Source organism: Pseudomonas sp. D8002 (genome assembly GCF_013385695.1).
In the GTDB taxonomy this organism is placed as follows: domain Bacteria; phylum Pseudomonadota; class Gammaproteobacteria; order Pseudomonadales; family Pseudomonadaceae; genus Aquipseudomonas.
Window position 1 is genome coordinate 411,275 of the sequence record NZ_JACAPM010000024.1, and the last position, 23,849, is coordinate 435,123.

At 61.5% G+C, this 23,849-nt stretch carries 27 protein-coding genes; 11 read left to right on the forward strand and 16 right to left on the reverse strand.

The window, feature by feature from the left end; all coding sequences use genetic code 11:
- Positions 1-586 (reverse strand): AlgP family protein (locus HX807_RS14790; protein ID WP_218174075.1); only part of this gene is annotated, 586 nt, incomplete at its 3' end.
- Positions 587-778: 192 nt separating this feature from the next.
- Here HX807_RS14790 and HX807_RS14795 point away from each other — a divergent pair.
- Positions 779-1,444, forward strand: coding sequence for an FKBP-type peptidyl-prolyl cis-trans isomerase (locus HX807_RS14795; protein ID WP_008439319.1), 666 nt, complete (start codon positions 779-781; stop codon positions 1,442-1,444).
- A gap of 53 nt (positions 1,445-1,497) precedes the next feature.
- Here the strand turns inward: HX807_RS14795 and rsd are convergent, their stop codons facing one another.
- The 7 genes from rsd to HX807_RS14825 form a co-directional block, all read right to left on the reverse strand.
- A complete protein-coding gene (rsd, locus tag HX807_RS14800; RefSeq protein WP_177041094.1) occupies positions 1,498-1,956 on the reverse strand; it encodes a sigma D regulator in 459 nt (152 codons plus the stop codon).
- A gap of 206 nt (positions 1,957-2,162) precedes the next feature.
- A complete protein-coding gene (locus tag HX807_RS14805; protein ID WP_003208831.1) occupies positions 2,163-2,684 on the reverse strand; it encodes a disulfide bond formation protein B in 522 nt (173 codons plus the stop codon).
- 237 nt (positions 2,685-2,921) lie between these two features.
- A complete protein-coding gene (locus HX807_RS14810; RefSeq protein ID WP_003208828.1) occupies positions 2,922-4,163 on the reverse strand; it encodes a heme biosynthesis protein HemY in 1,242 nt (413 codons plus the stop codon).
- A gap of 5 nt (positions 4,164-4,168) precedes the next feature.
- Positions 4,169-5,287, reverse strand: coding sequence for a uroporphyrinogen-III C-methyltransferase (locus HX807_RS31670; RefSeq protein WP_371316474.1), 1,119 nt, complete (start codon positions 5,285-5,287; stop codon positions 4,169-4,171).
- Between the two features lie 18 nt (positions 5,288-5,305).
- Entirely contained in the window at positions 5,306-6,073 is a 768-nt protein-coding gene (locus tag HX807_RS31675; RefSeq protein ID WP_371316475.1) for a uroporphyrinogen-III synthase, read from the reverse strand.
- On the reverse strand, positions 6,070-7,011 hold the full coding sequence (gene hemC / locus HX807_RS14820; protein ID WP_008439333.1) for a hydroxymethylbilane synthase: 942 nt from the start codon (positions 7,009-7,011) through the stop codon (positions 6,070-6,072). Before hemC ends, HX807_RS31675 begins: the two co-directional genes overlap by 4 nt.
- 138 nt (positions 7,012-7,149) lie before the next feature.
- Positions 7,150-7,896: a LytTR family DNA-binding domain-containing protein gene (locus HX807_RS14825; protein ID WP_003208820.1), complete on the reverse strand. Its 747-nt coding sequence runs from the start codon at positions 7,894-7,896 to the stop codon at positions 7,150-7,152.
- Between the two features lie 562 nt (positions 7,897-8,458).
- On the opposite strand from HX807_RS14825, the gene argH reads away from it, so the two are divergent.
- Entirely contained in the window at positions 8,459-9,853 is a 1,395-nt protein-coding gene (gene argH / locus HX807_RS14830; RefSeq protein ID WP_008439335.1) for an argininosuccinate lyase, read from the forward strand.
- A 145-nt stretch (positions 9,854-9,998) separates the two neighbouring features.
- On the opposite strand, the gene HX807_RS14835 is transcribed toward argH, so the two are convergent.
- Positions 9,999-10,658 (reverse strand): glutathione S-transferase family protein, encoded by a 660-nt coding sequence (locus tag HX807_RS14835; protein ID WP_003208816.1) that lies wholly within the window; start codon positions 10,656-10,658, stop codon positions 9,999-10,001.
- Between the two features lie 125 nt (positions 10,659-10,783).
- Here HX807_RS14835 and HX807_RS14840 point away from each other — a divergent pair, with 125 nt between their 5' ends.
- The 3 genes from HX807_RS14840 (at position 10,784) to HX807_RS14850 (ending at position 14,471) form a co-directional block, all read left to right on the forward strand.
- Positions 10,784-11,068, forward strand: coding sequence for a hypothetical protein (locus HX807_RS14840; RefSeq protein ID WP_003208814.1), 285 nt, complete (start codon positions 10,784-10,786; stop codon positions 11,066-11,068).
- A 148-nt stretch (positions 11,069-11,216) separates the two neighbouring features.
- Positions 11,217-11,465, forward strand: coding sequence for a TIGR02647 family protein (locus HX807_RS14845; RefSeq protein WP_003208812.1), 249 nt, complete (start codon positions 11,217-11,219; stop codon positions 11,463-11,465).
- A gap of 168 nt (positions 11,466-11,633) precedes the next feature.
- On the forward strand, positions 11,634-14,471 hold the full coding sequence (locus tag HX807_RS14850; RefSeq protein ID WP_177050319.1) for a class I adenylate cyclase: 2,838 nt from the start codon (positions 11,634-11,636) through the stop codon (positions 14,469-14,471).
- On the opposite strand, the gene rnk is transcribed toward HX807_RS14850, so the two are convergent.
- The 3 genes from rnk to cyaY form a co-directional block, all read right to left on the reverse strand.
- A complete protein-coding gene (rnk, locus tag HX807_RS14855) occupies positions 14,468-14,878 on the reverse strand; it encodes a nucleoside diphosphate kinase regulator (protein ID WP_003208808.1) in 411 nt (136 codons plus the stop codon). The two genes, HX807_RS14850 and rnk, sit on opposite strands and share 4 nt — an antisense overlap.
- A 131-nt stretch (positions 14,879-15,009) precedes the next feature.
- Positions 15,010-15,228: a DUF1289 domain-containing protein gene (locus tag HX807_RS14860; RefSeq protein WP_003208805.1), complete on the reverse strand. Its 219-nt coding sequence runs from the start codon at positions 15,226-15,228 to the stop codon at positions 15,010-15,012.
- Between the two features lie 2 nt (positions 15,229-15,230).
- Entirely contained in the window at positions 15,231-15,563 is a 333-nt protein-coding gene (gene cyaY, locus HX807_RS14865) for an iron donor protein CyaY (RefSeq protein WP_003208803.1), read from the reverse strand.
- A gap of 239 nt (positions 15,564-15,802) precedes the next feature.
- On the opposite strand from cyaY, the gene HX807_RS14870 reads away from it, so the two are divergent.
- From HX807_RS14870 to HX807_RS14895, 6 genes are read left to right on the forward strand one after another with little or no spacing between them, the layout of a single operon-like run.
- On the forward strand, positions 15,803-15,964 hold the full coding sequence (locus tag HX807_RS14870) for a lipoprotein (RefSeq protein ID WP_003208801.1): 162 nt from the start codon (positions 15,803-15,805) through the stop codon (positions 15,962-15,964).
- Between the two features lie 9 nt (positions 15,965-15,973).
- Positions 15,974-17,221 carry a diaminopimelate decarboxylase gene (lysA, locus tag HX807_RS14875; RefSeq protein ID WP_008439346.1) on the forward strand — a complete coding sequence of 416 codons (1,248 nt, stop codon included), beginning with the start codon at positions 15,974-15,976 and terminating at the stop codon, positions 17,219-17,221.
- A 4-nt stretch (positions 17,222-17,225) separates the two neighbouring features.
- A complete protein-coding gene (gene dapF / locus HX807_RS14880; protein WP_177050320.1) occupies positions 17,226-18,056 on the forward strand; it encodes a diaminopimelate epimerase in 831 nt (276 codons plus the stop codon).
- Between the two features lie 13 nt (positions 18,057-18,069).
- On the forward strand, positions 18,070-18,786 hold the full coding sequence (locus tag HX807_RS14885; protein WP_003208796.1) for a DUF484 family protein: 717 nt from the start codon (positions 18,070-18,072) through the stop codon (positions 18,784-18,786).
- A 2-nt stretch (positions 18,787-18,788) separates the two neighbouring features.
- Complete coding sequence (gene xerC, locus HX807_RS14890) at positions 18,789-19,688, forward strand: tyrosine recombinase XerC (protein ID WP_008439350.1); 900 nt, start codon at positions 18,789-18,791, stop codon at positions 19,686-19,688.
- A complete protein-coding gene (locus HX807_RS14895) occupies positions 19,685-20,383 on the forward strand; it encodes an HAD family hydrolase (protein WP_177050321.1) in 699 nt (232 codons plus the stop codon). The genes xerC and HX807_RS14895 overlap by 4 nt, the downstream gene beginning before the upstream one ends.
- Positions 20,384-20,638: 255 nt before the next feature.
- On the opposite strand, the gene sutA is transcribed toward HX807_RS14895, so the two are convergent.
- The 4 genes from sutA to glnK all read right to left on the reverse strand — a co-directional run bounded on the left by sutA (position 20,639) and on the right by glnK (position 23,417).
- Positions 20,639-20,965, reverse strand: a complete 327-nt coding sequence (sutA, locus tag HX807_RS14900; protein WP_003208791.1) for a transcriptional regulator SutA — start codon at positions 20,963-20,965, stop codon at positions 20,639-20,641.
- Positions 20,966-21,068: 103 nt separating this feature from the next.
- Complete coding sequence (locus tag HX807_RS14905) at positions 21,069-21,494, reverse strand: secondary thiamine-phosphate synthase enzyme YjbQ (RefSeq protein ID WP_003208787.1); 426 nt, start codon at positions 21,492-21,494, stop codon at positions 21,069-21,071.
- A 209-nt stretch (positions 21,495-21,703) separates the two neighbouring features.
- Positions 21,704-23,044 (reverse strand): ammonium transporter, encoded by a 1,341-nt coding sequence (locus tag HX807_RS14910; protein ID WP_008439352.1) that lies wholly within the window; start codon positions 23,042-23,044, stop codon positions 21,704-21,706.
- Positions 23,045-23,078: 34 nt separating this feature from the next.
- A complete protein-coding gene (gene glnK / locus HX807_RS14915; protein WP_002555808.1) occupies positions 23,079-23,417 on the reverse strand; it encodes a P-II family nitrogen regulator in 339 nt (112 codons plus the stop codon).
- Positions 23,418-23,849: the final 432 nt, after the last annotated feature.

Genomic DNA, 23,849 nt, shown 5'->3' on the forward strand with positions numbered 1-23,849 from the left:
CAGCAGCGGTTTTAGCAGCTGGTTTTGCAGCTGGTTTTGCAGCAGCAGTTTTAGCCGTTGGTTTGGCAGCCGATTTAGCCGGTGCTTTTGCCGCAGGCTTGGCCGCAGCTTTCGCAGGTGCCTTGGCGGCGACTGCTTTGCTGGCTGGCTTCTTCGCTGCGCTGGCTGCAACGGCCTTAGCCGGAGCACGGGTGCTCAGCACTTTGCCTACAGCTTCCTTCACACGACCAACACCCTGGGCCAATTTCAGGCTCTCGGAAGCATCACGCTTGAGTTGGGAAATGTAGGTGCGGGTTTCGGATTGACGATCCTTGAGGGCGTCGAGCAAGTCCTCAAGTTCTTTGACGGCGTCCTTGGCCTTGGCTTGTGCCTTGGCTTTGCCAGCGGTCGCTGCGCCTTGCAGTTTGGTGCGGGATTTATGCAGTTTTTCCTGAGCTTTGCCGCGTTGTTTTTCAAGCTTGGCGAGCAACTTCTCAGCATCAGCCAAGGCTTGTGAACAAGCGCTTTCCAAATGTTCGAGCAGGCTGCCCGAAAGTTGTTGGAGCAAATGCAACGGGGTATTTACAGGCTTCTGTTTGGCCGACATGGTTTACCTCCTGGCTGACGTGGGTGCGGCTCATACTAGCCCTCTGCTCTTACCGCCGCTAGGGCATGTTGACAGTATCGATTGGCTTGCGTTGCACCGCACGAAAATTCTTATTGATATAACGAAAATCCACGCCACTTTTTAAGCATTCACACTGGCATAATCCATCGCACTTTCGGCTGGAGAACGCCCATGTCGCGTTACCTTTTTTTAGTGTTGAGCGTGGTGCTTTGCGTGGCCAACGCAAGCGAGAAATCCCCCTCCAAAGATGACCACGACCTGGCCTACAGCCTGGGCGCGAGCCTGGGTGAGCGCCTGCGCCAGGAGATGCCTGGGTTGCAGGTAGAGGCGCTGATCGACGGACTCAAACAAGCCTATCAAGGTAAGCCACTGGCCCTGGACGACACACGCATCGAACAGATCCTTGCCCAGCACGAAGCACAAAACGCGCCGGACAATCGAGCACCACAAAGTGAAAAGGCACTCGCTGCCGAGCAACAATTTTTAGCCAGTGAAAAATCCAAAAGTGGTGTGCGTGAATTGGCAGACGGCATCCTGCTGACCGAACTGACCCCTGGCAGCGGGAAGAAACCGGCGGCCGATGATCGCGTGCAAGTGAATTATGTTGGGCGGTTACCCGACGGGACCGTCTTCGACAAGAGCACACAACCTCAGTGGTTTCGCCTGGACAGTGTGATCAGTGGCTGGCGCAGTGCGTTGCAACAGATGCCGGTGGGCGCGAAGTGGCGCCTGGTGATTCCATCCGACCAAGCCTATGGCGCTGATGGCGCAGGCGAACTGATCCCGCCTTATACGCCGCTGGTATTCGAGATCGAATTGCTCAAGGCGGGCGCCTGAGCCCAAACGAAAAACGGTGCGCAATGCGCACCGTTTTCTTGTGTCGGGGGGAGTCAGGCCTTAGCCGTCAACTCTTCCTTGTGAGCGTTGTGCAGCACTTCGATCAGGCAATCTTCCAGCTCGAAACGCTCGTGAAGCAAACCACCCAGCTCTTTGAATTTTTCTGCAACGCACTGGCCGGCATCACACAGGTCGTTGAACGCCAGCAGCTTCTCGGTGATGACATCGATACGCGGGTAAATCGTCTCCGCCAAATCGAGGCCACGTTGATCGTCGAAAGCCTCGGCCTCTCTGGTCAACTGCTCGTAGACACCGAAGTGCCCCGCCGATACGTAGTCCACCAATACGCCGCAGAATTCCTGCAACGGCTTGCGGTTCTCGCTGAGCGCTTCGGGCTTGGCACCGAGAGCATCAAAGGCCCGAACCAGTTCGTGACGCGCTTTCAACCAACCATCGATCAGTTTGTGCACCCCACCCCAGCGTTCCTGAGCATTCTGACAACGTTCCAGCATGATGATCTCTCTTCCCTATAGGGGCGCCGCACGCTGCCCGCGCAACACTTCAAGGTTAAAGCGGCAACCGGGCAAAGGTGCATCGAACAGTCTGTTTCAATAACGCGTGCGGGCCAGATTATGCCCGCACGACTATGTCATCAAGGTACGCAGGAGAGAAAGTTCATACAAGTGTTTAATCCCTTCCTACAACCTGCGGTTACCTGTCAGTGCCGTGCAAGGCCAAAACGCTGGCTCAGCAGCAACCGCGAGAACTGCGCGATGCCAAGGATCAGCATCGCCACGAAGAACAGCAGGCTCCACTCGGGAATACTCAAGTCGAACAGCGTCCAGTTGATTTCCACGCAGTCAACGGTGCCCTTGAAGATCAAGGCCAACGTCTCTCTCAGCGACAGGTTCTCGATCATGGATTGAAGGCCGGGCCAACAGGCAGGCAACTGTTCCGGCGGCGTATTTTGCAGCAGCACCTGGCGTACGGCGGTAATGGCGCCCAGCACTGCACACCCCATGCTCGCCGCCCAATACAGGTAGATCCCGGACCGCTTCGGCCCATGAATCGCCGCCACGAGATTGATCAGCGTGAAGGCAGCCACAAGAATTCGTTGCACCTGGCACAGGAAACAAGGCCGCAAAAGCGCGGCGTATTCCAGGTAAAAGGACGCGCCCAGCGTCAGCGCACCAGCCAGGAACGCCAGGAGGAACAGGGAGCGTGAGGGGGCCAAAGACATTGTTTATCCGCAACGCAAGAGATAGGTAGTTACGGTAGAGGAAAGACCTTACCCCTTTCAATACGCGCCAGAGCAGACGATTCCGCGAGAGCGTAGGGATATCCCGTCAGAAGGCGAGCGATTAAACGCGCGTCTACGTAGGAGTTTACTACAAGCCGTATTGACTACAGCTATTGGGCGTTATTGAAGGGTTGGCCACCAGACAATTCTGAGGCAACCCTTACTCTGTTTCCTACTTCAAACCCGTGCCGGCACCGGCAGCGGTGACGCCAGCAAACGCTTGTCCAGCAAGCCCAGGCCTTCCTGGAACAACTGGTTGCTGCGCTCGGTGTCGCCCAACTGCGCCAGCAGGCGTGCCAGCTCGGCGCAGGCCTCAGGGTTGCGCTGCACCTGCAGGCTGCTTTCAAGGTAATCCCGCGCCTTGCCCCACAAGCTGTTTTGCAGGCACAGGCGCCCCAGGGTCAGCAGCAGGCTGGCATCGCCTGGATGGTCCTTGAGCCAGCCTTCGGCGAACTTCAACTGCTTCGCCGGATCGCTGCCACGCAGCAGCCCGTAGAGCCGGATCAGATGACTGTCGTACTCGCGCTTGAGGGCACCGCGCAGCACTTCTTCGGCCTTGGCGTCCGCGCCCAACTGGCGCAGTTGTTCGGCGTACGCCAGCACCAGTTGCGGCTCCTGGCGCTGGGCCGAAGTCAGTTGTTGCCAGGCCAGCTCCAGGGATTGCTGCCCGGCCTCGCCCTGCTCTTCGCGCTGGGCAGCCAGGGTCAGGTTCTCGCCCCAGGCGCGTCGCTCCAGGTCGGCCAACTCGGCAGGCGGCAACACCTTGTCCTTGCGCAACTCCGGCAACAGCCGGATTACCGAAGACCAATCGCCACGCTGTTGATACAGCCGCTGCAGTTGGCGCAATACCTGGACGTTATGCGGATGACGCTCATGCATGGCCTGCAGGGTGACCAGGGCGCCATCGGTGTCACCGCGGTCCATCTGCAACTGCGCATGACTCAAGGCTACCGCCAGTTCGGCCTGGGGCTGGCGCTCAAGCGCGCGTTCCAGCAGGCCATCCGCTTCCTCATAACGGCCCTGTTCGTTGGCCGCACGGGCGGCGCCGAGGTAGTAGAGCAATGGCTGGCGTTCGGCTTCGGCCGCACGGTGCAAGTGGCGCTCGGCACTGGCCCAGCGCCCTTCGGCGAGGTCCATCTGGCCCTGCTCGATGGCAACCTGGACCCGACGGCTGCGGTTGCGCCGCGACCACGGATTGACCACGCCACCCGAGGTCAGCACCAGGCCCAGCAGCACCCTGGCCAAATAGATCACCAGGCCGATGGCAAACAACGCCACCAGCGTCGACCACAGCCCGGACTCGTAATGCAGCACATGGGGATAAGTAATCAGCACGTAGCCGGTATGTTTCGAAATGCCCACGGCCAGTGCCAGGGCGATCGCAATCGCCAGCACCAGGATCACATAGAAGCGCTTCATCGGCTTTACTCCTGGGTCGCCGGCTTGCCAGCGGAAGCCTTGGCTTCCTCGGCAGACAGGTGGCGACGGTCAAGGTAAGCCTGCACGGCAGCCAGGCTCGCGGCCAGGTCCGGCGTGACCACCGAGACGGCCTTGGGCTCAAGCTCGGCAATACGGGCCAGCATGGCTTTGCTTTGCGGGTTGTCTTGATTGAAGTTGTCCTGCAACACGCTGCGAGCCTCGCCCAGGGATCGGCTGTACACCGCCGGCTCGCCGTTGAGCGCCGCCCATTGCGCCTGCTCCAGCGCAAGGCTCAGGGCCAGGCGCACCTGGTTCAGGCCTTGCCCTGCCAGGAGCGGGCGAATGTTGTCATCAGGATTGAAGTCGATGCGGAAATATCGCGAGATCTGCGCCCACCACTGACTCCAACGGCTGTCCGTGTCGGTGGTCGGACGCTCATCATTGGCCGCTTCAGGGAGTTGGTATTCCGGCGCGATGGCCGCCAACTGCACGACCTGATCGCGCAATGCCGCCAGTTGCAGGTACAGCCCGGTACGGTCGGGCTGTTCGATATTGCGCAACGCGGCGAGGCTCTTGGCCAACTGCTCACGGGCGGCGTAGGAGCCAGGGTCACTTTGTTCGCGGAGGATTTCGTCAGCGCCCTGGACCAGTGCCTGGGCACTGTTGATGTCCTGCAAGGCGGAAAGACGCAGGCTGGCCAGGCGGATCAAGTGCTCGGCCTCGGCCAGGCGCCAGTCCTGGCGGCTGGCCCCCAGCACCGTTTCCAGGCGCTGGCTCAGGCGTTGTTGATCACCCTGCAATTGCGCCACCAGCCGGCGACGGTCTTCCAGCTCATCGGCGCCGGGCAGTTGCCCCAGACGGGCCGACAGCTGCTGCTGGCTCTGCTTGAGGCTCTGGGATTGGTCGTCCAGGGTTTGCACTTGGCCCAGCTGTTGCTGGCTGCTCGCCTGCAGTGCGCGGACCTGCCAGATCCCCCAGCCACCGGCGGCAACGCCGGCGGCGCCGAGCAACAAGGCCACGATGGCCAGGCCGTTGCCACGGCGCGGGGCGGTGGTGACCGGTGTCTCAACAGGCGCATCAAGCGCGGGCTGAGCTTCATCTTTAGGCAAGGCTGTTTCGCTCACGTATCCATCCTTTGCGTATTAGAGAGTGGGAACGGAAACACTCCGTAACGCCACTAACAAAGCCGCGGCACTGGCGCCACGACAATCCACAACTTCTTGCGCGCCAGCGGCACGCGCCATCTCGGCGACTCGCGGGCTGGGCACGAACAACGGCAACTGTGCCACCTGGGGCCAATCTGTACCGGCCAGCGCTTGCAGGTGTAAAAAACCCTGCCCACTGCTGACCACCACGCCGTTCAAGCGTTCCACGTTTATGCGCTGGGTCAGCGTTGCACGGTCGTAGTCCGGCAGGAAACGGCGATACAACTCCAGATAGTCGACACTAGCACCTTGCTCGCGTAAACGCTCAGCCAGCAGCTCCCGCCCGCCCTCACCCCGCAGGATCAGCACCCGGGCGCCGGGCTTCGAGATAGCCTCGCGCAAGGCGACCAGTTCAAGCAAGGCTTCACTGTCGTCGCCGTCGTGGGGATAACTGACATCAAGGCCATGCTCGGCCAACACCTGCGCCGTAGCAGCGCCGACACTGAACCACGGTAACGCCGGCAGTTGCGGCCAGTGTTGAGCCAACAACTGCAAGCCCAGGCGCGCGGCCGGCTTGCTCACCACGATCACCGCGCAATAGCGGTCCAGCTCGCGAAAGACCGCCTGTTGTTCAGGCGTGACAGGCAGCGCTTCAATCTCCAGCAACGGCAGGCTGCTGCTGAAAATACCTTCTTCGGATAACGTCGCCGCCAGGGCCGCCGACTCCTCGGCAGGCCGCGTCAGCAGCACACGCCATTGCATCACTGCGGCCCGGCCTCGCCGTACACCGCTTGCAGAATGGCACCGGCGCCTTTTTCCAGCAGTTCCTCGGCGACCTTGATACCCAGGCTGGTGGCCTCGCTTTGCGGCCCGCGAATCTCTGCGGTGAGCAACAACCCACCACTCGGGTCGCCCACCAGGCCACGCAGCCAGAGGTTCTCGCCCTCAAGCACGGCGTAACAGGCGATCGGTACCTGGCAGCCACCGTTGAGGTGCTTGTTCAGGGCACGTTCGGCGGTGACGCGAATTTCGGTGTCCTGGTGATCCAGCGGCTTGAGCAGCGCATGAATTTCGCTGTCGGCGGTGCGGCATTCAATGCCCACAGCGCCCTGCCCGCCGGCCGGCAAGCTGTCTTCGACGCTGATGGCCGAGGTGATGCGGTCTTCAAAGCCCAAGCGGATCAAGCCGGCTGCCGCGAGAATGATCGCGTCATATTCACCGGCGTCGAGCTTGGCCAGGCGAGTATTGACGTTGCCCCGCAGGAAGCGGATTTGCAGGTCCGGGCGGCGGGTCAGCAACTGCGCCTGGCGACGCAGGCTGGAGGTGCCGACGACGCTGCCCAGCGGCAGCTCATCCAGGGAGGCATAGGTATTGGAAACGAAGGCGTCGCGGGGGTCTTCGCGCTCGCAGATGCAAAACAGGCCCAGGCCTTCAGGGAAGTCCATGGGCACGTCTTTCATCGAGTGCACGGCGATGTCGGCTTCGTTTTCCAGCAGCGCGGTTTCCAGCTCCTTGACGAACAGGCCCTTGCCGCCGATTTTCGACAGTGGCGAATCAAGCAGCTTGTCGCCGCGACTGACCATGGGCACCAGGGACACCTTCAGGCCAGGATGAGCCTGCTCAAGGCGTGCTTTGACGTATTCGGCCTGCCATAAGGCCAGGGCGCTTTTACGGGTGGCGATGCGGATTTCGCGAGAGGACATGGATCAATCCGTACTGAATAGATACGGCAGATAATAACAGCTCAGGCAAATGCGCTTTGATTTGAATCAGCAAGTGCGGGGCCTCCCTGGCCGCGTCGCACCGGGATATGGGCAGTGAAGCTCGCGTCAGCCCTCGGGCTAAAGCTGCTGCATCATCTTGCGCACACCGGCGACATGGCGCCGGCTGACGATCAGGGCGTCGCCATTGAGGCCCTTCAGGAACAGCTGAAAATGCCCAAGCGGCGTGCGCTGCAGGCGCTCGATTCGCTCGCGGGCCACCAGCGCATTGCGGTGGATGCGCACAAAGCGGTCGCCAAATTCGTCTTCCAGCGCCTTGAGTGGCTCATCGAGCAGCACTTCACCAGCCTCGTGACGCAAGGTCACGTACTTGTGATCGGCGATGAAGTAGACTACCTGGTCCAGGGGAATCAACTCGATGCCCTTGCGGGTACGGGCGCTGATATGGCTACGCGGCCCGTTGCCGCCCTGGGCTGCGGGCTGGGTCAAGGCTGCCAGTTGGACACGATTGGGACGCTCGGCCTTTTTCAAGGCGCGAAGCAACGCATCGGCATTGATCGGCTTGACCAGGAAACTGGCGCCGCTGGCATCCAGGGCCTCGGAAGAGAACTCATCCTGGGAGGCGCACAGCACCACCGAAGGCGGCGACTCTCGCTCGCTCAGGCGGGCAGCCACCTGCAAGCCATCAAGGCCCGGCATGCGGATGTCGAGCAACACGACGTCCGGCTTGAGGCTGTCAATAAGGGCCAAGGCTTCCTCGCCACTGGTGGCGCTCGGCTCAAGGACATTGTAACCCTCGAGTTCACTGACCAAACGGCTCAGTCGCTCGCGGGCTTGGGGTTCGTCATCAACGATCAGGACATTCATATTGCGCTGGATTCCTGCGTGAGTCTCGCACAAGGATAGCGTAGACAGGTGCGGTGACTTCCGTCACGGCGATCCACGCTAAGACTAGCGCGAGCGGCAAAAAGTGCCCCGAGAGTGGCACCAATATTTACCCGGACCTGTTCAATCGCGCCCAAAGCCTGCTGCCTTCGGGCATCGTCGTAGGGTTTGCTGATACACAATACGAACACCCCCTCTCTAATGGATAGCCTGGAGTTCGACCTCATCGCCCGGCATTGGTGCAGTGCACCTTCCGTCAGCGCGAAGCTCTATCAGTGCAACTGTAGACGCTGGCGAAGACGATATTGCTCAATCGTCAAATATCGTTTCAATAAACACGCTTTGTTTGACCAAGGACCGCAAGTTTCCCCCCCGATCGGTCCTGGCTCCAGTCTCGTCCTGCGCGAGTCCGGGGGCAAGGCACTTAGCCATCTTGGAAACAAATAAAAATGCCCCGCCCCGGCATCGTCGCCTCCGGGGGCAACCCTGTTATTATCGGCGCCACACTTTCATGCCCTCTTTCCAGCAGATCACGAGCGAATCCATGAGCACCGACAAGACCAACCAGTCCTGGGGCGGCCGCTTCAGTGAACCCGTCGACGCCTTCGTCGCGCGCTTCACCGCCTCCGTCACTTTCGACCAGCGCCTCTACCGCCACGACATCATGGGCTCGATCGCCCACGCCACGATGCTGGCCAAGGTCGGCGTGCTGACCGACGCCGAGCGCGACAGCATCATCGACGGCCTGACCACCATCCGTGGCGAGATCGAAGCCGGCACCTTCGACTGGCGCGTCGACCTGGAAGACGTGCACATGAACATCGAGGCCCGCCTCACCGACCGCATCGGTGTGACCGGCAAGAAACTGCACACCGGTCGCAGCCGTAACGACCAGGTGGCTACCGATATCCGCCTGTGGCTGCGGGACGAGATCGACCTGATCCTGGCAGAAATCACCCGCCTGCAAAAAGGCCTGCTGGAGCAGGCAGAGCGTGAGTCCGGCACCATCATGCCCGGCTTCACCCACCTGCAGACCGCACAGCCCGTGACGTTCGGCCACCACCTGCTGGCCTGGTTCGAAATGCTCAGCCGCGACTACGAGCGCCTGGTGGACTGCCGCAAGCGCGCCAACCGCATGCCTCTGGGCAGCGCTGCACTGGCTGGCACCACCTACCCGATCGACCGCGAATACACCGCGCAGCTGCTGGGTTTCGACGCCGTGGGCGGCAACTCCCTGGACGGCGTGTCGGACCGTGACTTCGCCATCGAATTCTGCGCCGCGGCCAGCATTGCGATGATGCACTTGTCGCGCTTCTCCGAAGAGCTGGTGCTGTGGACCAGCGCGCAATTCCAGTTCATTGACCTGCCTGACCGCTTCTGCACCGGCAGCTCGATCATGCCGCAAAAGAAAAACCCCGACGTGCCGGAGCTGGTACGCGGCAAGAGCGGCCGTGTATTCGGTGCGCTGATGGGCCTGTTGACCCTGATGAAAGGCCAGCCGCTGGCCTACAACAAGGACAACCAGGAAGACAAGGAACCGCTGTTCGACGCCGCCGATACACTGCGCGACTCGCTGCGAGCCTTTGCCGACATGATCCCGGCGATCAAGCCCAAGCACGCCATCATGCGTGAAGCGGCCCTGCGCGGTTTCTCCACCGCCACAGACCTGGCGGACTACCTGGTACGCCGTGGCCTGCCGTTCCGCGACTGCCACGAGATCGTCGGGCATGCCGTGAAGTACGGCGTGGACACCGGCAAGGACCTGGCGGAAATGAGCCTGGAAGAACTGCGCCAGTTCAGCGACCAGATCGAGCAGGACGTGTTTGCGGTGCTGACCCTGGAAGGCTCGGTGAATGCCCGTAACCATGTCGGCGGGACTGCGCCGGCGCAGGTGAAGGCTGCCGTGGTTCGCGGCCAGGCATTGCTCGCCAGCCGCTAACCCAAAGGTAAGTACCCCGGCAAACAAGGGCGAACACTGAACCTGTGGCGAGGGAGCTTGCTCCCGTTGGACTGCGCAGCAGTCCCATTTTTGGGGCCGCTCCGCTGCCCGACGGGAGCAAGCTCCCTCGCCACAAAAGCAGTTTTTATTTCTTCGCAGCAATCATCGCCATAAACGCCGGCATCGCCGCTTCCTTGTCCGCCGCCACCCGCTGGGCATTCGGCAGCGCCTGCAAGCGCTCCAGCAACGCCTTGGCCTTCGGCAACTCAGCCAACAGATCCAGCCCGAACAGCTTCCCGGCCACGGCACAGGCTAGGTCCACGCTGTACACAAAATACAAATCCGCAATCGTGAAGCTGTCTCCTGCCACATACGGCGCAAACTTCCCGTGCCGCCCCAGCGATGCGATCCCCAGCAATAACTCCGCCCTGGACTTTTCCTTGATCGCCTCCGGCACCGGCATTCCGAAAAACGCCTCGGCAAAACACGCCCGGGCCGGCAACTCGATGTACAGCTCGATTTCCCTGCACAACGCCAGCACCTGGGCGCGCTGGAACGGCTCGCTCGGCAGCAGCGATCGCCCGCCCTGGGTCTGTTCGAGGTATTCGAGGATCACGCTGGTTTCGTTGATAAACCCTTGCTCGACACCCAGCACCGGCACCTTGCCCCGCGGGCTCACGGCCAGCGCTTCCGGGGTTTGGCCTGCGTAGAACGGCACCTCTTCGAAGGGCAGCCCTTTCTCCAGCAGCGCCAGTTTGACCATGTTGTAGTAGTTGCTGACCGAAAATCCATAAAGCTTGAGCATCACAAAGCCTCCAGGCCGTGTACGGGGTTGGCAGCAGTGGTTATAGATCGGGAGGCCGCGCCTGGCCAGCAGCATCAGCCGAGTGAATGGGGGTAGACTGGCGCCCTTTCCTCCAGGAGCCTGCCATGAGCGAGCCAACCGATATCGACAACGACGAAGAAGAGTTCGCCGAGACCACCTTGATTGAAGCGATCGAAAACCAGATCGAAAGCGACAACCCGCCCGCCGCCAAGGCCACGTTCAACAAGCTGACCCTGGTGGGCTACGAGCGCGAAGACATCCTGCAAATGATGGCCCACGTCCTCGCCATCGAAATTGACGCGCTGCTCGAAGAAGATCGCGCCTTCAATACCGAATGGTATGAAACTGCGTTGCGTGCGCTGCCGGAGCTGCCGCCCGAGAAGCAATAAGCCTCACACCGCGCTGGCCAGCAAACTCTTGCTGGCCACAATCCTGCCCCACATCAACACCGCATGAGTTCCGACTGGACAGCTCGCCCAAGTGCGTTCACCTTATGGCTGCTAACGTCTAAAAATTCCTAGAAAGTCTGGAGTCCTTATGTCGTATACCCCTGAGTTGGTTGCCGAACTGGAAATCCTTGCACTCTTCAACCTGGGCAGCTCCCAGGAAGGTCTGAAAGTTCATCAGACTGCCGCTCCCACTGCCATTGCCGCCGCCCGGCGCCTGTTTGATAAAGACCTGATCGACCAGCCAGACGGTGGTTACCTCACCAGCCTCGGCCGGGACGCTGCCGAACACGCACAAAGCCTGCTGACTATTCTGACGACCGCCAAAGAAGCCGCCTGACACCTCGTATCGCCCACGGGATCCTCTTTTCACGGATTCCGCGGGCACTCCCGCGCCCGGGATAAAATTCCGGCGTCAAAAACAAATTCCCTCTAAACCTCCTACGCTACTGGCTGTAAACTCCAACACGGCCGCCCACGTCGGGCCCTGCGAGCCACCGAGTTCGACATGACCCGCACCCACGAAATCCGCCCCGACCTGGACGAAGGCATCGACCGCAAGGTGCTGGCCCAGTTGCGCGCGCGGTTTCTGGCCCTGAACGAAGGCCGCATGGCCCGGGCCGTCGAAGGGCTGACGCCACGCCAGCAAAGCGTGTTGACCCTGCTGCCGCTGTTTTTCCACGTGAATCACCCGCTGTTGCCGGGCTATGTGTCGGGCAGCACGCCGGCCGGCCTGTCGAATTTTGAACCCGACGCGCAAGCCTTGGCCGAGGCCCAGCGCCTGACCCGCACGTTTTCCTACAAGCCCCGCCACGGCAACCCACCGCGGCCGATTCATGGCCTGTTCCTGATGGGCAGCCTGGGCACCCTGGCCCAGGCCGATCAAAGTGATATGGACGTGTGGGTCTGCCATGCGGCCGATCTCAGCGAGAACGAGCTGGCCGAGTTGCGCAAGAAATGCCAACTGCTCGAAACCTGGGCCCTGAGCATGGGCGCCGAGGCGCACTTCTTCCTGATCGAGCCGACGCGGTTTATCCAGGGCGAGCGCGACAGCCAACTGAGTTCAGAAGACTGCGGCACCAGCCAGCATTACCTGCTGCTGGACGAGTTCTACCGCACCGCCATCTGGCTGGCCGGGCGCACGCCGATCTGGTGGCTGGTGCCGGTGTACGAAGAAACCCGCTATGCCGACTTCACCCACGCGCTGATTTCCAAACGCTTTATTCGCGCCGATGAAACCCTCGACCTGGGCCACCTGGCGCACATCCCGCCGGGTGAATTTATCGGTGCCGGCTTGTGGCAGTTGTTCAAGGGCATCGAATCGCCCTACAAATCAGTACTGAAACTCCTGCTGACCGAGGTCTACGCCAGCGAGCACCCGAAGGTGCAGTGCCTGAGCCTGCGCTTCAAGCGCGCTGTGTTTGCCAATCAGCTGGACCTGGACGAACTGGACCCGTACATCGTCGTCTACCGCCGGATCGAGGAGTACCTCAAGGCCCGTAATGAGCCGGAACGCCTGGAACTGGTGCGGCGCAGCCTGTACCTGAAGGTCAACCGCAAGCTCAGCGCGGGCCAGCGCACCGGGTGGCAGCGTTTGCTGCTGGAGCGCCTGGCCAGCGAATGGGGTTGGGACCAGCGCCAACTGGCCCTGCTGGACAGCCGCAGCCAATGGAAAGTCCGCCAGGTGGCCTCCGAGCGCCGGGCGCTGGTCAACGAGCTGAACTACAGCTATCGCTTCCTGACCCAGTTTGCCCGCACCGAACAGACCGTCAGCCTGATCAACAAGCGCGATCTCAATGTGCTGGGCCGGCGCCTGTACGCCGCCTTCGAGCGCAAGGCCGGCAAGGTCGAGTTCATCAACCCCGGCATTGCGCCCGACCTTGCCGAAGACACCCTGACCCTGGTGCAGTCGCCCAACCGCAAAGAGCCCGGCCAGCATCATTGGGGCTTGTACAACGGCAGCCTGACCGCTCTGGAATGGGAGCACTTCGCGCCGATCAAGCGCAGCCGCGATTTGCTGGAAATGCTCACCTGGTGCCACCGCAACGGCGTGATCGACAGCAGTACCCGCCTGGCGCTGCATCCCGGCAGCAGTGACATGACCGAATTCGAGCTGTTCAACCTGCTGGGCAGCCTGCAACAAACCGTCGTCCTGCCCCTGGCCAGCGTCGATGAAGACCGCCTGCTGCGCTCGGCAGTGCCCGAGGAAGTGCTGCTGCTGATCAACGTCGGGGTCGACCCGCTCAAGCATCATCGCGACCTGAACATCCTGATGACCACCGAGCGCACCGACTCCCTGAGTTACGCGGGCGTACGGGAAAACCTGGTGCTGACCCTGGACCAGGTCACGCTCAACAGTTGGAACGAGGTGATGGTCAGCCGCTATGACGGCCCCCACGCGCTGCTCGATTGCCTGCGCGACTACCTCAATCAGCTACCGCCCAATCACTTGCCGCGCTTGCGGGTGCGCTGTTTCTGCCACAACCGCGCGCAGTTCATTGCCCATCGCGTGGAAGAAATCTTCGACACTGCGCAAAACCTGCTGCTGGGCCAGGAAAACCATCGCTACCTGGTGCAGGTGCAGCAGCACTACCACGTGATGGAGCTGACACCCGGCCAGGCCAACCATGTGTCACTGGCGACCCAGGACGCGCTGATCGCCTACCTCAGTGAGGAACTGGCCAGCTACAGCCCGCTGCACCTGGACACCATGGCCCTGGAAGACCACGACCTGGCGCTGCTGCTGCCCATGGGCCTGCCCGACTGTGTGCAGGTGTTCTACCGGATCAACGACGGAGTTGCCGAGCTGTACGTGCTGGATGAGTTCAACGCGCTCTGGCAGCAACACCTGCCGTTCCACGACGAGCAAAGCCTGTTGGTGCCGTTGCAGCGCTTCCTGCAGTCGATCATTTATCGCCGCGACGCGCTGCTGCCGCTGGACCCGCAACAGCCCTTCGGCGCGGTGCAAATCCTGTATTACCAGCTGTTGCCGTCAGGCAGCGGCCGTGCACGGCGGGCCGAACCGCGCCCAGCGCCGCAAACCCCGGCCAACAAGCCGTTCTACGACGTGCAGGCGATTATCGGCAAGGCAGCACCGGGCCAGGTGGGGATCACCTTGTACTGCAATCAACGGGAGTTTTCCGAGCTGGAATTTGGCGACCAACTGTTTGCGGTGGTCGCCCAGCAAATCGTCGGGCAACGCCGGGAAGCCGAGCGTTACCGCTGCTACATCACCGATCTGGACCTGTCCGGCCTGCTCGGTGATGTTCAAAGCCCGAGCAATCTGTACCTGCGCTACAAGGCTGATCTGGAACTGGCGCTCAATGAAGCGCTGAACCAGGTTTAGAGAGGAAAGGCGCCACCGTCTTTCGGCTGGCCTTCGACGCCGAGCAATTCAAGCTTGAGGGTCTTGCCACCCGGTGCTGGCCAGTCGATGTGCTGGCCGACTTGCAGGCCCAGCAATGCACTGCCCACCGGCGCCAGGATCGAGATTTTGCCTTCGTCGGCGTTCGCGTCCTTGGGGTAGACCAGGGTCAGGTGATAGTCCTTGCCACTGCCTTGTTCACGGCAATGCACGCTGGAGTTCATGGTCACGACAGATGCAGGCACTTCATCGTGGCCAACCACTTCTTCGGCGCGGTCGAGTTCGTGTTGCAGGGCTTCAACGCCCGGCGACGCCTCGCCGACACGGTCGATCAGTTGCTCAAGACGCTGCACGTCAAGACGGGTGAGGATGATGGAAGGTGCGGTCATGATTCAGGCAGACTCCTTTTTTCTGCACAAAAAAGCAAAACCCCGCCAGGAAAAGGCGGGGTTCTCACGGACCTCGATGAGTTGAGGTGTATCCGGACACTACCACAGCACAATAAATAAACAAGACGGCCTCAGGCGCAGGTCCTGCGCTGCTCGGCCTGGGCGACGATCACGCGGCGTCGCGCATCGTCGGCAGAGCGCCATTCGCGGATGTCTTCCACATGACGGAAGCAACCGAGGCAGACTTTGTGCTCATCCAGCCGACATAAACTGATACAAGGTGACGGCACCGCCGGGCTGACATTGCTGAACAGCGGCTTGGGCGGGCGTACGGGAACGGGCTGCGTCACGATCAGATCTCGTCGAAGTCCAGCTCGACGCCGGCTTGTTCCTGGGTGAGGCGCGCGAGCATTTCGCTCAGCAGCTCATCGGTGGTGTCGTGGGTCCAGCGTTTTTCTTCTTCATCGTAATCGAAGTGAAAACCACCGGAACGCGCCGCCAGCCATAGCTGACGCAGGGGCTCCTGGCGGCTGAAAATCAATTGGGTGCCATTTTCAAACTTGACGGTGAGCACACCGGCCGAGTTCTCCAGGTCCACATCCAGGCCGCTGTCGTCGAAAATATCCTCCAGCGCTTGCTGGGTCGCATCCACCAGGTCGTGAAAACGGGCTTCGGTCAAACTCATTGTGGGAACCTCGAAAAGTGTCTGGTCTCGCTCAAGCGCCGCACAATACGGACGCGCCATCATGATTGCAAAGGATACTGATTTCATTACCCACAGCCGTGTGAATTATCCTCGATTGGTGTAAGCACAATCGCAACAAACTCGGCAAAGCCCCGCCGGACGGGTATTTCGGCGCATAGGCAATCCGGCGGGTGGTCGGTATACTCGGGCGCAATTAATGCATATTCAAGGATTTCGCCATGAAGCGCCTGATCTCTTCCCTTGCTGCGCTCGTCGCGGTCGCTTGCCTCGTTAGTGCCTGTGGTCAAAAAGGCCCGCTGTATCTGCCCGATGACAGCAAAGACCCGAATGAACAGGCGCAATCGTCGCAAACCAAAGCGCACAAGCACGACACCTACTAAGGGAACATCATGGACGCTTTTAACTACCGGGACGGCGAGCTGTTCGCGGAAGGTGTCGCGCTGTCCGCCATCGCCGAGCGCTTTGGTACCCCGACCTACGTGTACTCCCGTGCCCACATCGAAGCGCAATACCGCTCCTTTGCCGATGCGCTGGAAGGCACGCCGAGCCTGGTGTGCTTCGCCGTAAAAGCCAACTCCAACCTGGGTGTACTCAATGTCCTGGCGCGCCTGGGCGCCGGTTTCGACATCGTGTCCCGGGGCGAGCTTGAGCGTGTACTGGCCGCCGGCGGCAAGGCTGACAAAATTGTGTTCTCCGGTGTCGGCAAGAGCCGCGAAGACATGCGCCGCGCCCTGGAAGTTGGCGTGCACTGCTTCAACGTCGAATCCACCGACGAGCTGGAGCGCCTGCAAGTGGTGGCCGCCGAGATGGGCGTTCGCGCGCCGATCTCCCTGCGGGTCAACCCGGACGTCGACGCCGGCACTCACCCGTACATTTCCACCGGTCTCAAAGAGAACAAGTTCGGCATCGCCATTGCCGACGCCGAGGACGTGTACATCCGCGCCGCGCAGTTGCCGAACCTGGAAGTCTTGGGTGTCGACTGCCATATCGGCTCGCAACTGACCAGCCTGCCACCGTTCCTCGACGCCCTCGACCGCCTGCTGGCGCTGGTCGACCGCCTCGGCGAGTGCGGCATCTACCTGCACCACATCGACCTCGGTGGCGGCGTGGGTGTGCGTTATCGCGATGAAGAGCCGCCGCTGGTGTCCGACTACATCAAGGCCGTGCGCGAGCGCCTCGAAGGCCGCGACCTGACGCTGATGTTCGAGCCGGGCCGCTACATCGTCGCCAACGCCGGCCTGCTGCTGACCCAGGTCGAGTACCTCAAGCACACCGAGCACAAGGATTTCGCCATCGTCGACGCGGCGATGAACGACCTGATCCGTCCGGCGCTGTACCAGGCCTGGATGAATGTGACGGCCGTCAAGCCACGCGCAGGCGAAGGCCGCAGCTACGATATCGTCGGCCCGATCTGCGAGACCGGCGACTTCCTGGCCAAGGAACGTCAGCTGGCCCTGGAAGAAGGCGACCTGCTGGCCGTGCATTCGGCCGGTGCCTATGGGTTTGTCATGAGCTCCAACTACAACACCCGCGGGCGTACCGCCGAGGTGCTGGTGGACGGTGATCAAGCGTTTGAAGTGCGTCGCCGCGAGACGGTAGCCGAGTTGTTTGCTGGCGAAAGCCTGCTGCCGGAGTAAGGTCATGTTGCTGCGTTTTACCAAGATGCACGGGCTGGGCAATGACTTCATGGTCCTCGACCTGGTCAGCCAGCACGCGCACATCCTGCCCAAGCACGCCAAGCTGTGGGGCGACCGGCACACCGGTGTCGGCTTCGACCAATTGTTGCTGGTGGAAGCGCCGAGTAACCCGGAAGTGGATTTCCGTTACCGGATCTTCAACTCCGATGGCTCCGAAGTGGAACAGTGCGGCAATGGTGCCCGCTGTTTCGCCCGTTTTGTCCTGGACAAGCGCCTGACCGCCAAGCGGCAGATTCGCGTCGAGACCAAAAGCGGCATCATCGAGCTGGATATTCGCAGCGACGGCCAGATCGGCGTCAACATGGGCGCGCCACGGCTGGTGCCGGCGGACATTCCGTTCCAGGCCACCGAGCAAGCCCTGAGCTATGCGGTGGATGTGGACGGCAAGACCGTCAACCTGGCTGCCGTGTCCATGGGCAACCCCCATGCCGTGCTGCGGGTGGATGACATCAACAGCGCACCGGTTCACGAACTGGGGCCGAAGATCGAAAACCACCCGCGCTTTCCCGCGCGGGTCAATGTGGGCTTCCTGCAGGTCATCGACCGTTCCCGTGCGCAGTTGCGCGTCTGGGAACGCGGGGCCGGCGAAACCCAGGCTTGCGGTACCGGCGCCTGCGCCGCTGCCGTAGCCGCGATCAGCCAGGGGTGGATGGATTCGCCGCTGCTGATCGACCTGCCCGGTGGACGCCTGTCCATCGAATGGGCAGGCCCCGGCCAACCGGTGAAAATGACCGGCCCGGCCACCCGCGTCTACGAAGGACAGGTCCGTCTATGAGTGAGCAAATCTAATGACTGATAAGCCTCAAGTACCCGCGCAAGCATCCCCAAGCGAAAGTCTGGAGGCCGCAGCCGTTGCGGCGTATCTGGAGGCTAACCCGGACTTCTTCGTCGAACACGAAGAACTGCTGCCGGCCCTGCGTATTCCCCACCAGCGCGGCGATACCGTGTCGCTGGTGGAGCGGCAGATGAAGATCCTGCGCGAGCGCAATATCGAGATGCGCCATCGGCTCTCGCAGCTGATGGATGTGGCCCGCGACAACGACCGCCTGTTCGACAAGACTCGCCGCCTGGTCCTGACCCTGATGGACGCCGCCAGCCTGGAAGAAGCGGTGATCGCCGTCGAAGACAGCCTGCGCCAGGATTTCCAGGTGCCCTTTGTCAGCCTGATCCTGTTCAGCGACAACCCGATGCCGGTGGGTCGCTGGGTCAGCGGCAGCGATGCTCAGACCGCGATTGGCGGCCTGCTGTCCGAAGGCAAGACCATCAGCGGCACCTTGCGCGAGCATGAACTGGACTTCCTGTTTGGCGCCGAGCAGCGCCAGCAGATCGGCTCCACCGCCGTGGTTGCCCTCAGTCATCAAGGTTTGCATGGCGTGCTGGCCATCGCCAGCCGTGATCCACAGCATTACAAAAGCTCGGTGGGCACGCTGTTCCTGAGCTACATCGCCGAAGTGCTGGGCCGCGTCCTGCCACGCTTCACCAGCGCATTGCGCGCGGTGCGCTAGCCATGGAACGACAACTGGACGCCTACTGCGCTCACCTGCGCAGCGAGCGCCAGGTGTCGCCGCATACCCTGGAAGCCTACCGGCGGGACTTGAACAAGGTCCTGGCGTTCTGCGAGAAACAACACATCGGCAGCTGGAAGGCCCTGGACATCCAGGGTCTGCGCAGCCTGATCGCCCGCCTGCACCAGCAAGGCCAATCCTCCCGCAGCCTGGCGCGACTGCTATCGGCGGTACGCGGCCTCTATCACTACCTGAACCGCGAAGGCCTGTGCGACCACGACCCGGCCAACGGCCTGGCGCCGCCCAAGGGCGAACGCCGCCTGCCCAAGACCCTCGACACGGATCGCGCCCTGCAATTGCTCGATGGCGCCGTGGAGGACGACTTCCTGGCCCATCGCGACCAGGCAATCCTCGAACTCTTCTACTCCTCGGGCCTGCGCCTGTCGGAACTGACCGGGCTTAACCTCGATCAACTGGACCTGGCGGATGGCCTGGTGCAAGTGCTCGGCAAAGGCAGCAAGACCCGCGTATTGCCGGTGGGCAAGAAGGCCCGCGAAGCCTTGCTGCTGTGGCTGCCCCTGCGCGCCCTGGCCAACCCGGCGGACGACGCGGTGTTTATCAGCCAGCAAGGCCGGCGCCTCGGGCCCCGGGCCATACAAGTGCGGGTCAAGGCCGCCGGCGAGCGCGAGCTGGGGCAGAACCTGCACCCGCACATGCTCCGGCACTCCTTTGCCAGCCACTTGCTGGAGTCCTCCCAGGACCTGCGTGCGGTGCAGGAACTGCTGGGCCACTCCGACATCAAGACCACCCAGATCTACACCCACCTGGACTTCCAGCACCTGGCAACGGTGTACGACAGCGCCCATCCACGGGCCAAACGCATTAAGGGCAGTGACTCATGAGCATCAAGCTGATCACCTTCGACCTGGACGATACGCTCTGGGATAACGTGCCGGTCATCATCAGCGCCGAGGCATCGATGCGCGAGTGGCTGGCGACCCACGCCACCAAGGTGGGCGACTTGCCCCTGGAGAAGTTTGCCAGCCTGCGCCAGCAGGTGCTGGAGCGTCATCCCGAGCTGAAATATCGCATCAGCGTGTTGCGTCACAAGGTGCTGCAATACGCCTTCGAGGAAGCCGGGTACCCGTTGCCGGAAGCGGCGCAGATGGCGGATGTGTGCTTTGAAGCGTTCATCCATGCCCGGCATCAACTCACCGTATTCCCCGAAGCGGAACCGATGCTGCAAGCACTGCGCCGCGACTATCTGCTGGGGGTGATTACCAACGGTAATGCCGATGTGCAACGTGTGGGGTTGGCGGACTACTTCCACTTTGCACTCCGGGCTGAAGACATTGGTATCGCCAAGCCGGATGCACGGTTATTCCAGGAGGCCTTGCAGCGCGGTGGCGTAGCGCCGCGCGCGGCAGTGCATGTGGGTGACCATCCAGGGGATGACATTGCCGGTGCGCAGCAGGCGGGGCTGCGGGCGGTGTGGTTCAACCCGGCAGGCAAGGCCTGGGAGGCCGAGAAATTGCCGGATGCCGAGATTCGCAGCCTGACCGAGCTACCCGACGTGCTAGCCCGCTGGAACGCATAACCTGATGATGAAGGGCTTTTGTGGCGAGGGAGCTTGCTCCCGCTGGGCTGCGAAGCGGCCCCTGAACCAGCCACGACGGCCTTTCTGAAAGACCGCGTCGACCCAACCAGGGGCCGCTTCGCGCCCCAACGGGAGCAAGCTCCCTCGCCACACACGCTCTTCATCCTTGGATGGGTGTTGGCCCTGACCATTTTGTAGCGCCCATGAAAAAGCCCGCAGCGACGGCGGGCTTTTTCAGCAAGCAAGCAGCAGGCCTTAGATAGGCCGGCTGCCGTACTTGTTATCCGGCTTCTTCGGTGGATCTGCCACCACGTTAGCCTCGACTTCCTGCACTTTGCCGCCTTTGGCGAGGAATTCTTCCATCGCCCGGGCCAGCGCATCGCGCTCTTTGTTCTTGGCTTCTACGCTCGGCAACTCGTCAACCGACACTGCAGCCTTGGCCTTGCCCTTGGCTGCCGGGACCGGTGCATCGTCGCCACCGTCGTCGTCAGCCACGTCTTCGGCAGCCGCCTCAAGACCTTCTTCGGTTTCGTCGTCGTCGCCTACTTCGAGGTCGTCGTTTTCCAGATCATCGTCGCTCATGTTCTACCTCATGACTTGCGAAAAGCAGATTAGTTATAGCCCAGCTTCGCCGCCTGTCGACGGCCGCCGGAAAAAAATCAACATCCACCGGTTAACCAGTGGCTTATGCCCCATCACCGTGCAAGGTGGCGAGGACTTTACGAGCACCGCCATGATCACGGTGCTCGCCCAGATAAACACCTTGCCAGGTCCCCATCGCCAAGCGGCCGGCCCTTACCGGCAAACTCAGCTGACAGCCCAGCAGACTGGCCTTGAAGTGCGCCGGCAGATCATCCGGACCCTCGTCGTTGTGTTCATATCCCGCCGTGCCTTGCGGCACCAGCGCATTGAAAAAACGCTCGAAGTCACGGCGAACCGCCGGGTCGGCATTCTCGTTGACCGTCAACGAGGCCGAGGTGTGCTGCAGCCACAAATGCAACAGTCCCACCCGACAGGCCTTCAATTCAGGCAGGCCGGCGAGCAACTCGTCCGTCACCAGATGAAAGCCCCGGGGCTTGGCCCGCAGGGTTATCAGGGTCTGTTGCCACATACAGTTCTCCGCCTATCGGCGCGCATTCTAGCGCGCTCAGGGAAAAAACAAAGTGCCGAATACGCCTACATGCCTGTAAGACATTCGCACACTGAAAAGTGCAGTGCGGATCCCATCACAAAGTCGCAAAAAAACCCATACACCTTTAGCCACAGACAAACCCAAGGCAAAAAAATGCCCGGCAAGCCGGGCATCTTTTTTTCGCGTACTTACAAGTTGTAGCCGCGCTCGTTGTGTTGCGCCAGATCGAGGCCAACCGCCTCTTCTTCTTCGGTCACCCGCAGGCCCATCACCACGTCCAGCACCTTGAGGATGATGTACGTCACGATAGCGGTGTAGATGACGGTGAAGCCGACGCCTTTGGCCTGAACCCAGACCTGTGCGGCAATGTCGGTAGTAGCGGCGTTGAAGCCACCCATCGACGGTGCGGCGAACACGCCGGTCAGGATCGCGCCGAGGATACCGCCGATACCGTGCACGCCGAAGGCGTCCAGGGAGTCGTCGTAGCCCAGTTTGCGTTTCAGGGTAGTGGCGCAGAAGAAGCACACCACACCGGCAGCCAGGCCGATCACCAGGGCGCCCATCGGGCCCACGGTGCCAGCGGCTGGGGTGATTGCCACCAGGCCCGCAACCACACCCGAGGCGATGCCCAGTGCGCTTGGCTTGCCGTGGGTGACCCACTCGGCGAACATCCAGCCCAGGGCCGCAGCAGCGGTAGCGATCTGGGTCACCAGCATCGCCATGCCGGCAGTGCCGTTGGCCGCAGCAGCGGAGCCGGCGTTGAAGCCGAACCAGCCGACCCACAGCATGGCCGCGCCCACCAGGGTGTAACCGAGGTTGTGCGGGGCCATTGGGGTGGTTGGGAAGCCTTTACGCTTGCCGAGTACCAGGCACGCTACCAGGCCGGCCACACCGGCGTTGATGTGCACCACGGTGCCGCCTGCGAAGTCGAGCACGCCCCAGTCGCCCAGCAACGAACCCGGACCGCCCCATACCATGTGGGCGATCGGTGCGTAGACCAGGGTGAACCAGACGCCCATGAAGATCAGCATCGCGGAGAACTTCATCCGCTCGGCGAATGCACCGACGATCAGCGCCGGGGTGATGATCGCGAAGGTCATCTGGAAGGTCACGAACACGGCCTCAGGGAACAACGCCGCCGGGCCGGTGATGCTGGCCGGGGTCACACCCGAGAGGAACAGTTTGGACAAGCCACCCACAAACGAGTTGAGATTGACGACGCCTGCTTCCATACCGGTGGTGTCGAACGCCATGCTGTAGCCGTACACGAACCACAGGATGGTGATCAGGCCGGTGATGGCAAAGCACTGCATCATCACGGAAAGAATGTTTTTGGAGCGAACCATGCCGCCGTAGAACAGCGCGAGGCCTGGAATGGTCATGAACAGCACCAGCGCGGTGGACGTGAGCATCCACGCGGTGTCGCCGGAATTGAGGACTGGAGCAGGTACTGGGTCCGCCGCCATGGCCAGGGCCGGCATTACGAGGGACAACAGGGCTCCTAGCCCTGCGAATTTACGCAGAGTCATATTGTTTTCTCCTGGGGCGTTGGGGTTTGGCGGCTTAGATTGCGTCGGTATCGGTTTCGCCGGTACGGATGCGAATAGCCTGTTCCAGATTGACCACGAAGATCTTGCCGTCACCGATCTTGCCGGTGTTGGCGGCCTTGGTTATCGCCTCGATAACCCGGTCAAGATCCTTGTCGTCAATGGCGACATCAATCTTCACCTTTGGCAGGAAATCGACCACGTATTCCGCGCCGCGATACAGCTCGGTGTGACCCTTCTGCCGACCGAAGCCTTTGACCTCAGTAACGGTAATGCCCTGCACGCCGATCTCGGACAGTGACTCGCGTACATCGTCCAACTTGAACGGCTTGATGATGGCAGTGACTAGCTTCATGAAAACTCTCTCCCGAATTGGTGGACTTGCCCCAGGAAAACAAACCCGTCTCAAGTCTAAGCGCAGTGCCTGGCTTTGTAACGCTTCGTCGCCCTGGCATTTGCCATTGCGACGCTCGCTAACCACTGGTGACGAAACATGTACCGCTGGTCCGTCGGCGCACTGCATCGTCACAGCGACTGCATCAGTGCATGGGTCATGATCGTCTAAGCAGAAAGCTTGCCAGCTCCGTAAAAATCACTGAAATCAGTCCTTTGTTCGCCTGTGCCCACCTACCGGGCGCCACGACAGCGAAGATACGCACGAAAACGGTGCGCGACCGCCCGTCCTCATGCGCGAAAAGCGTGCGCCGCAGGGGCTGGAAAAGACTATAGACGCTGCGTGATACACTGCCGGCCAACAGATTTTCCGGACGATTTCCCATGCTCGCGC

Coding starts and splice junctions, on each gene's coding strand:
- HX807_RS14795 (WP_008439319.1), top strand. CDS start 779: ATGTCGCGTTACCTTTTTTTAGTGTTGAGCGTGGTGCTTTGCGTGGCC.
- rsd (WP_177041094.1), bottom strand. CDS start 1,956: ATGCTGGAACGTTGTCAGAATGCTCAGGAACGCTGGGGTGGGGTGCAC.
- HX807_RS14805 (WP_003208831.1), bottom strand. CDS start 2,684: ATGTCTTTGGCCCCCTCACGCTCCCTGTTCCTCCTGGCGTTCCTGGCT.
- HX807_RS14810 (WP_003208828.1), bottom strand. CDS start 4,163: ATGAAGCGCTTCTATGTGATCCTGGTGCTGGCGATTGCGATCGCCCTG.
- hemC (WP_008439333.1), bottom strand. CDS start 7,011: ATGTCCTCTCGCGAAATCCGCATCGCCACCCGTAAAAGCGCCCTGGCC.
- HX807_RS14825 (WP_003208820.1), bottom strand. CDS start 7,896: ATGAATGTCCTGATCGTTGATGACGAACCCCAAGCCCGCGAGCGACTG.
- argH (WP_008439335.1), top strand. CDS start 8,459: ATGAGCACCGACAAGACCAACCAGTCCTGGGGCGGCCGCTTCAGTGAA.
- HX807_RS14835 (WP_003208816.1), bottom strand. CDS start 10,658: ATGCTCAAGCTTTATGGATTTTCGGTCAGCAACTACTACAACATGGTC.
- HX807_RS14840 (WP_003208814.1), top strand. CDS start 10,784: ATGAGCGAGCCAACCGATATCGACAACGACGAAGAAGAGTTCGCCGAG.
- HX807_RS14845 (WP_003208812.1), top strand. CDS start 11,217: ATGTCGTATACCCCTGAGTTGGTTGCCGAACTGGAAATCCTTGCACTC.
- HX807_RS14850 (WP_177050319.1), top strand. CDS start 11,634: ATGACCCGCACCCACGAAATCCGCCCCGACCTGGACGAAGGCATCGAC.
- rnk (WP_003208808.1), bottom strand. CDS start 14,878: ATGACCGCACCTTCCATCATCCTCACCCGTCTTGACGTGCAGCGTCTT.
- cyaY (WP_003208803.1), bottom strand. CDS start 15,563: ATGAGTTTGACCGAAGCCCGTTTTCACGACCTGGTGGATGCGACCCAG.
- HX807_RS14870 (WP_003208801.1), top strand. CDS start 15,803: ATGAAGCGCCTGATCTCTTCCCTTGCTGCGCTCGTCGCGGTCGCTTGC.
- lysA (WP_008439346.1), top strand. CDS start 15,974: ATGGACGCTTTTAACTACCGGGACGGCGAGCTGTTCGCGGAAGGTGTC.
- dapF (WP_177050320.1), top strand. CDS start 17,226: ATGTTGCTGCGTTTTACCAAGATGCACGGGCTGGGCAATGACTTCATG.
- HX807_RS14885 (WP_003208796.1), top strand. CDS start 18,070: ATGACTGATAAGCCTCAAGTACCCGCGCAAGCATCCCCAAGCGAAAGT.
- xerC (WP_008439350.1), top strand. CDS start 18,789: ATGGAACGACAACTGGACGCCTACTGCGCTCACCTGCGCAGCGAGCGC.
- HX807_RS14895 (WP_177050321.1), top strand. CDS start 19,685: ATGAGCATCAAGCTGATCACCTTCGACCTGGACGATACGCTCTGGGAT.
- sutA (WP_003208791.1), bottom strand. CDS start 20,965: ATGAGCGACGATGATCTGGAAAACGACGACCTCGAAGTAGGCGACGAC.
- HX807_RS14905 (WP_003208787.1), bottom strand. CDS start 21,494: ATGTGGCAACAGACCCTGATAACCCTGCGGGCCAAGCCCCGGGGCTTT.
- HX807_RS14910 (WP_008439352.1), bottom strand. CDS start 23,044: ATGACTCTGCGTAAATTCGCAGGGCTAGGAGCCCTGTTGTCCCTCGTA.
- glnK (WP_002555808.1), bottom strand. CDS start 23,417: ATGAAGCTAGTCACTGCCATCATCAAGCCGTTCAAGTTGGACGATGTA.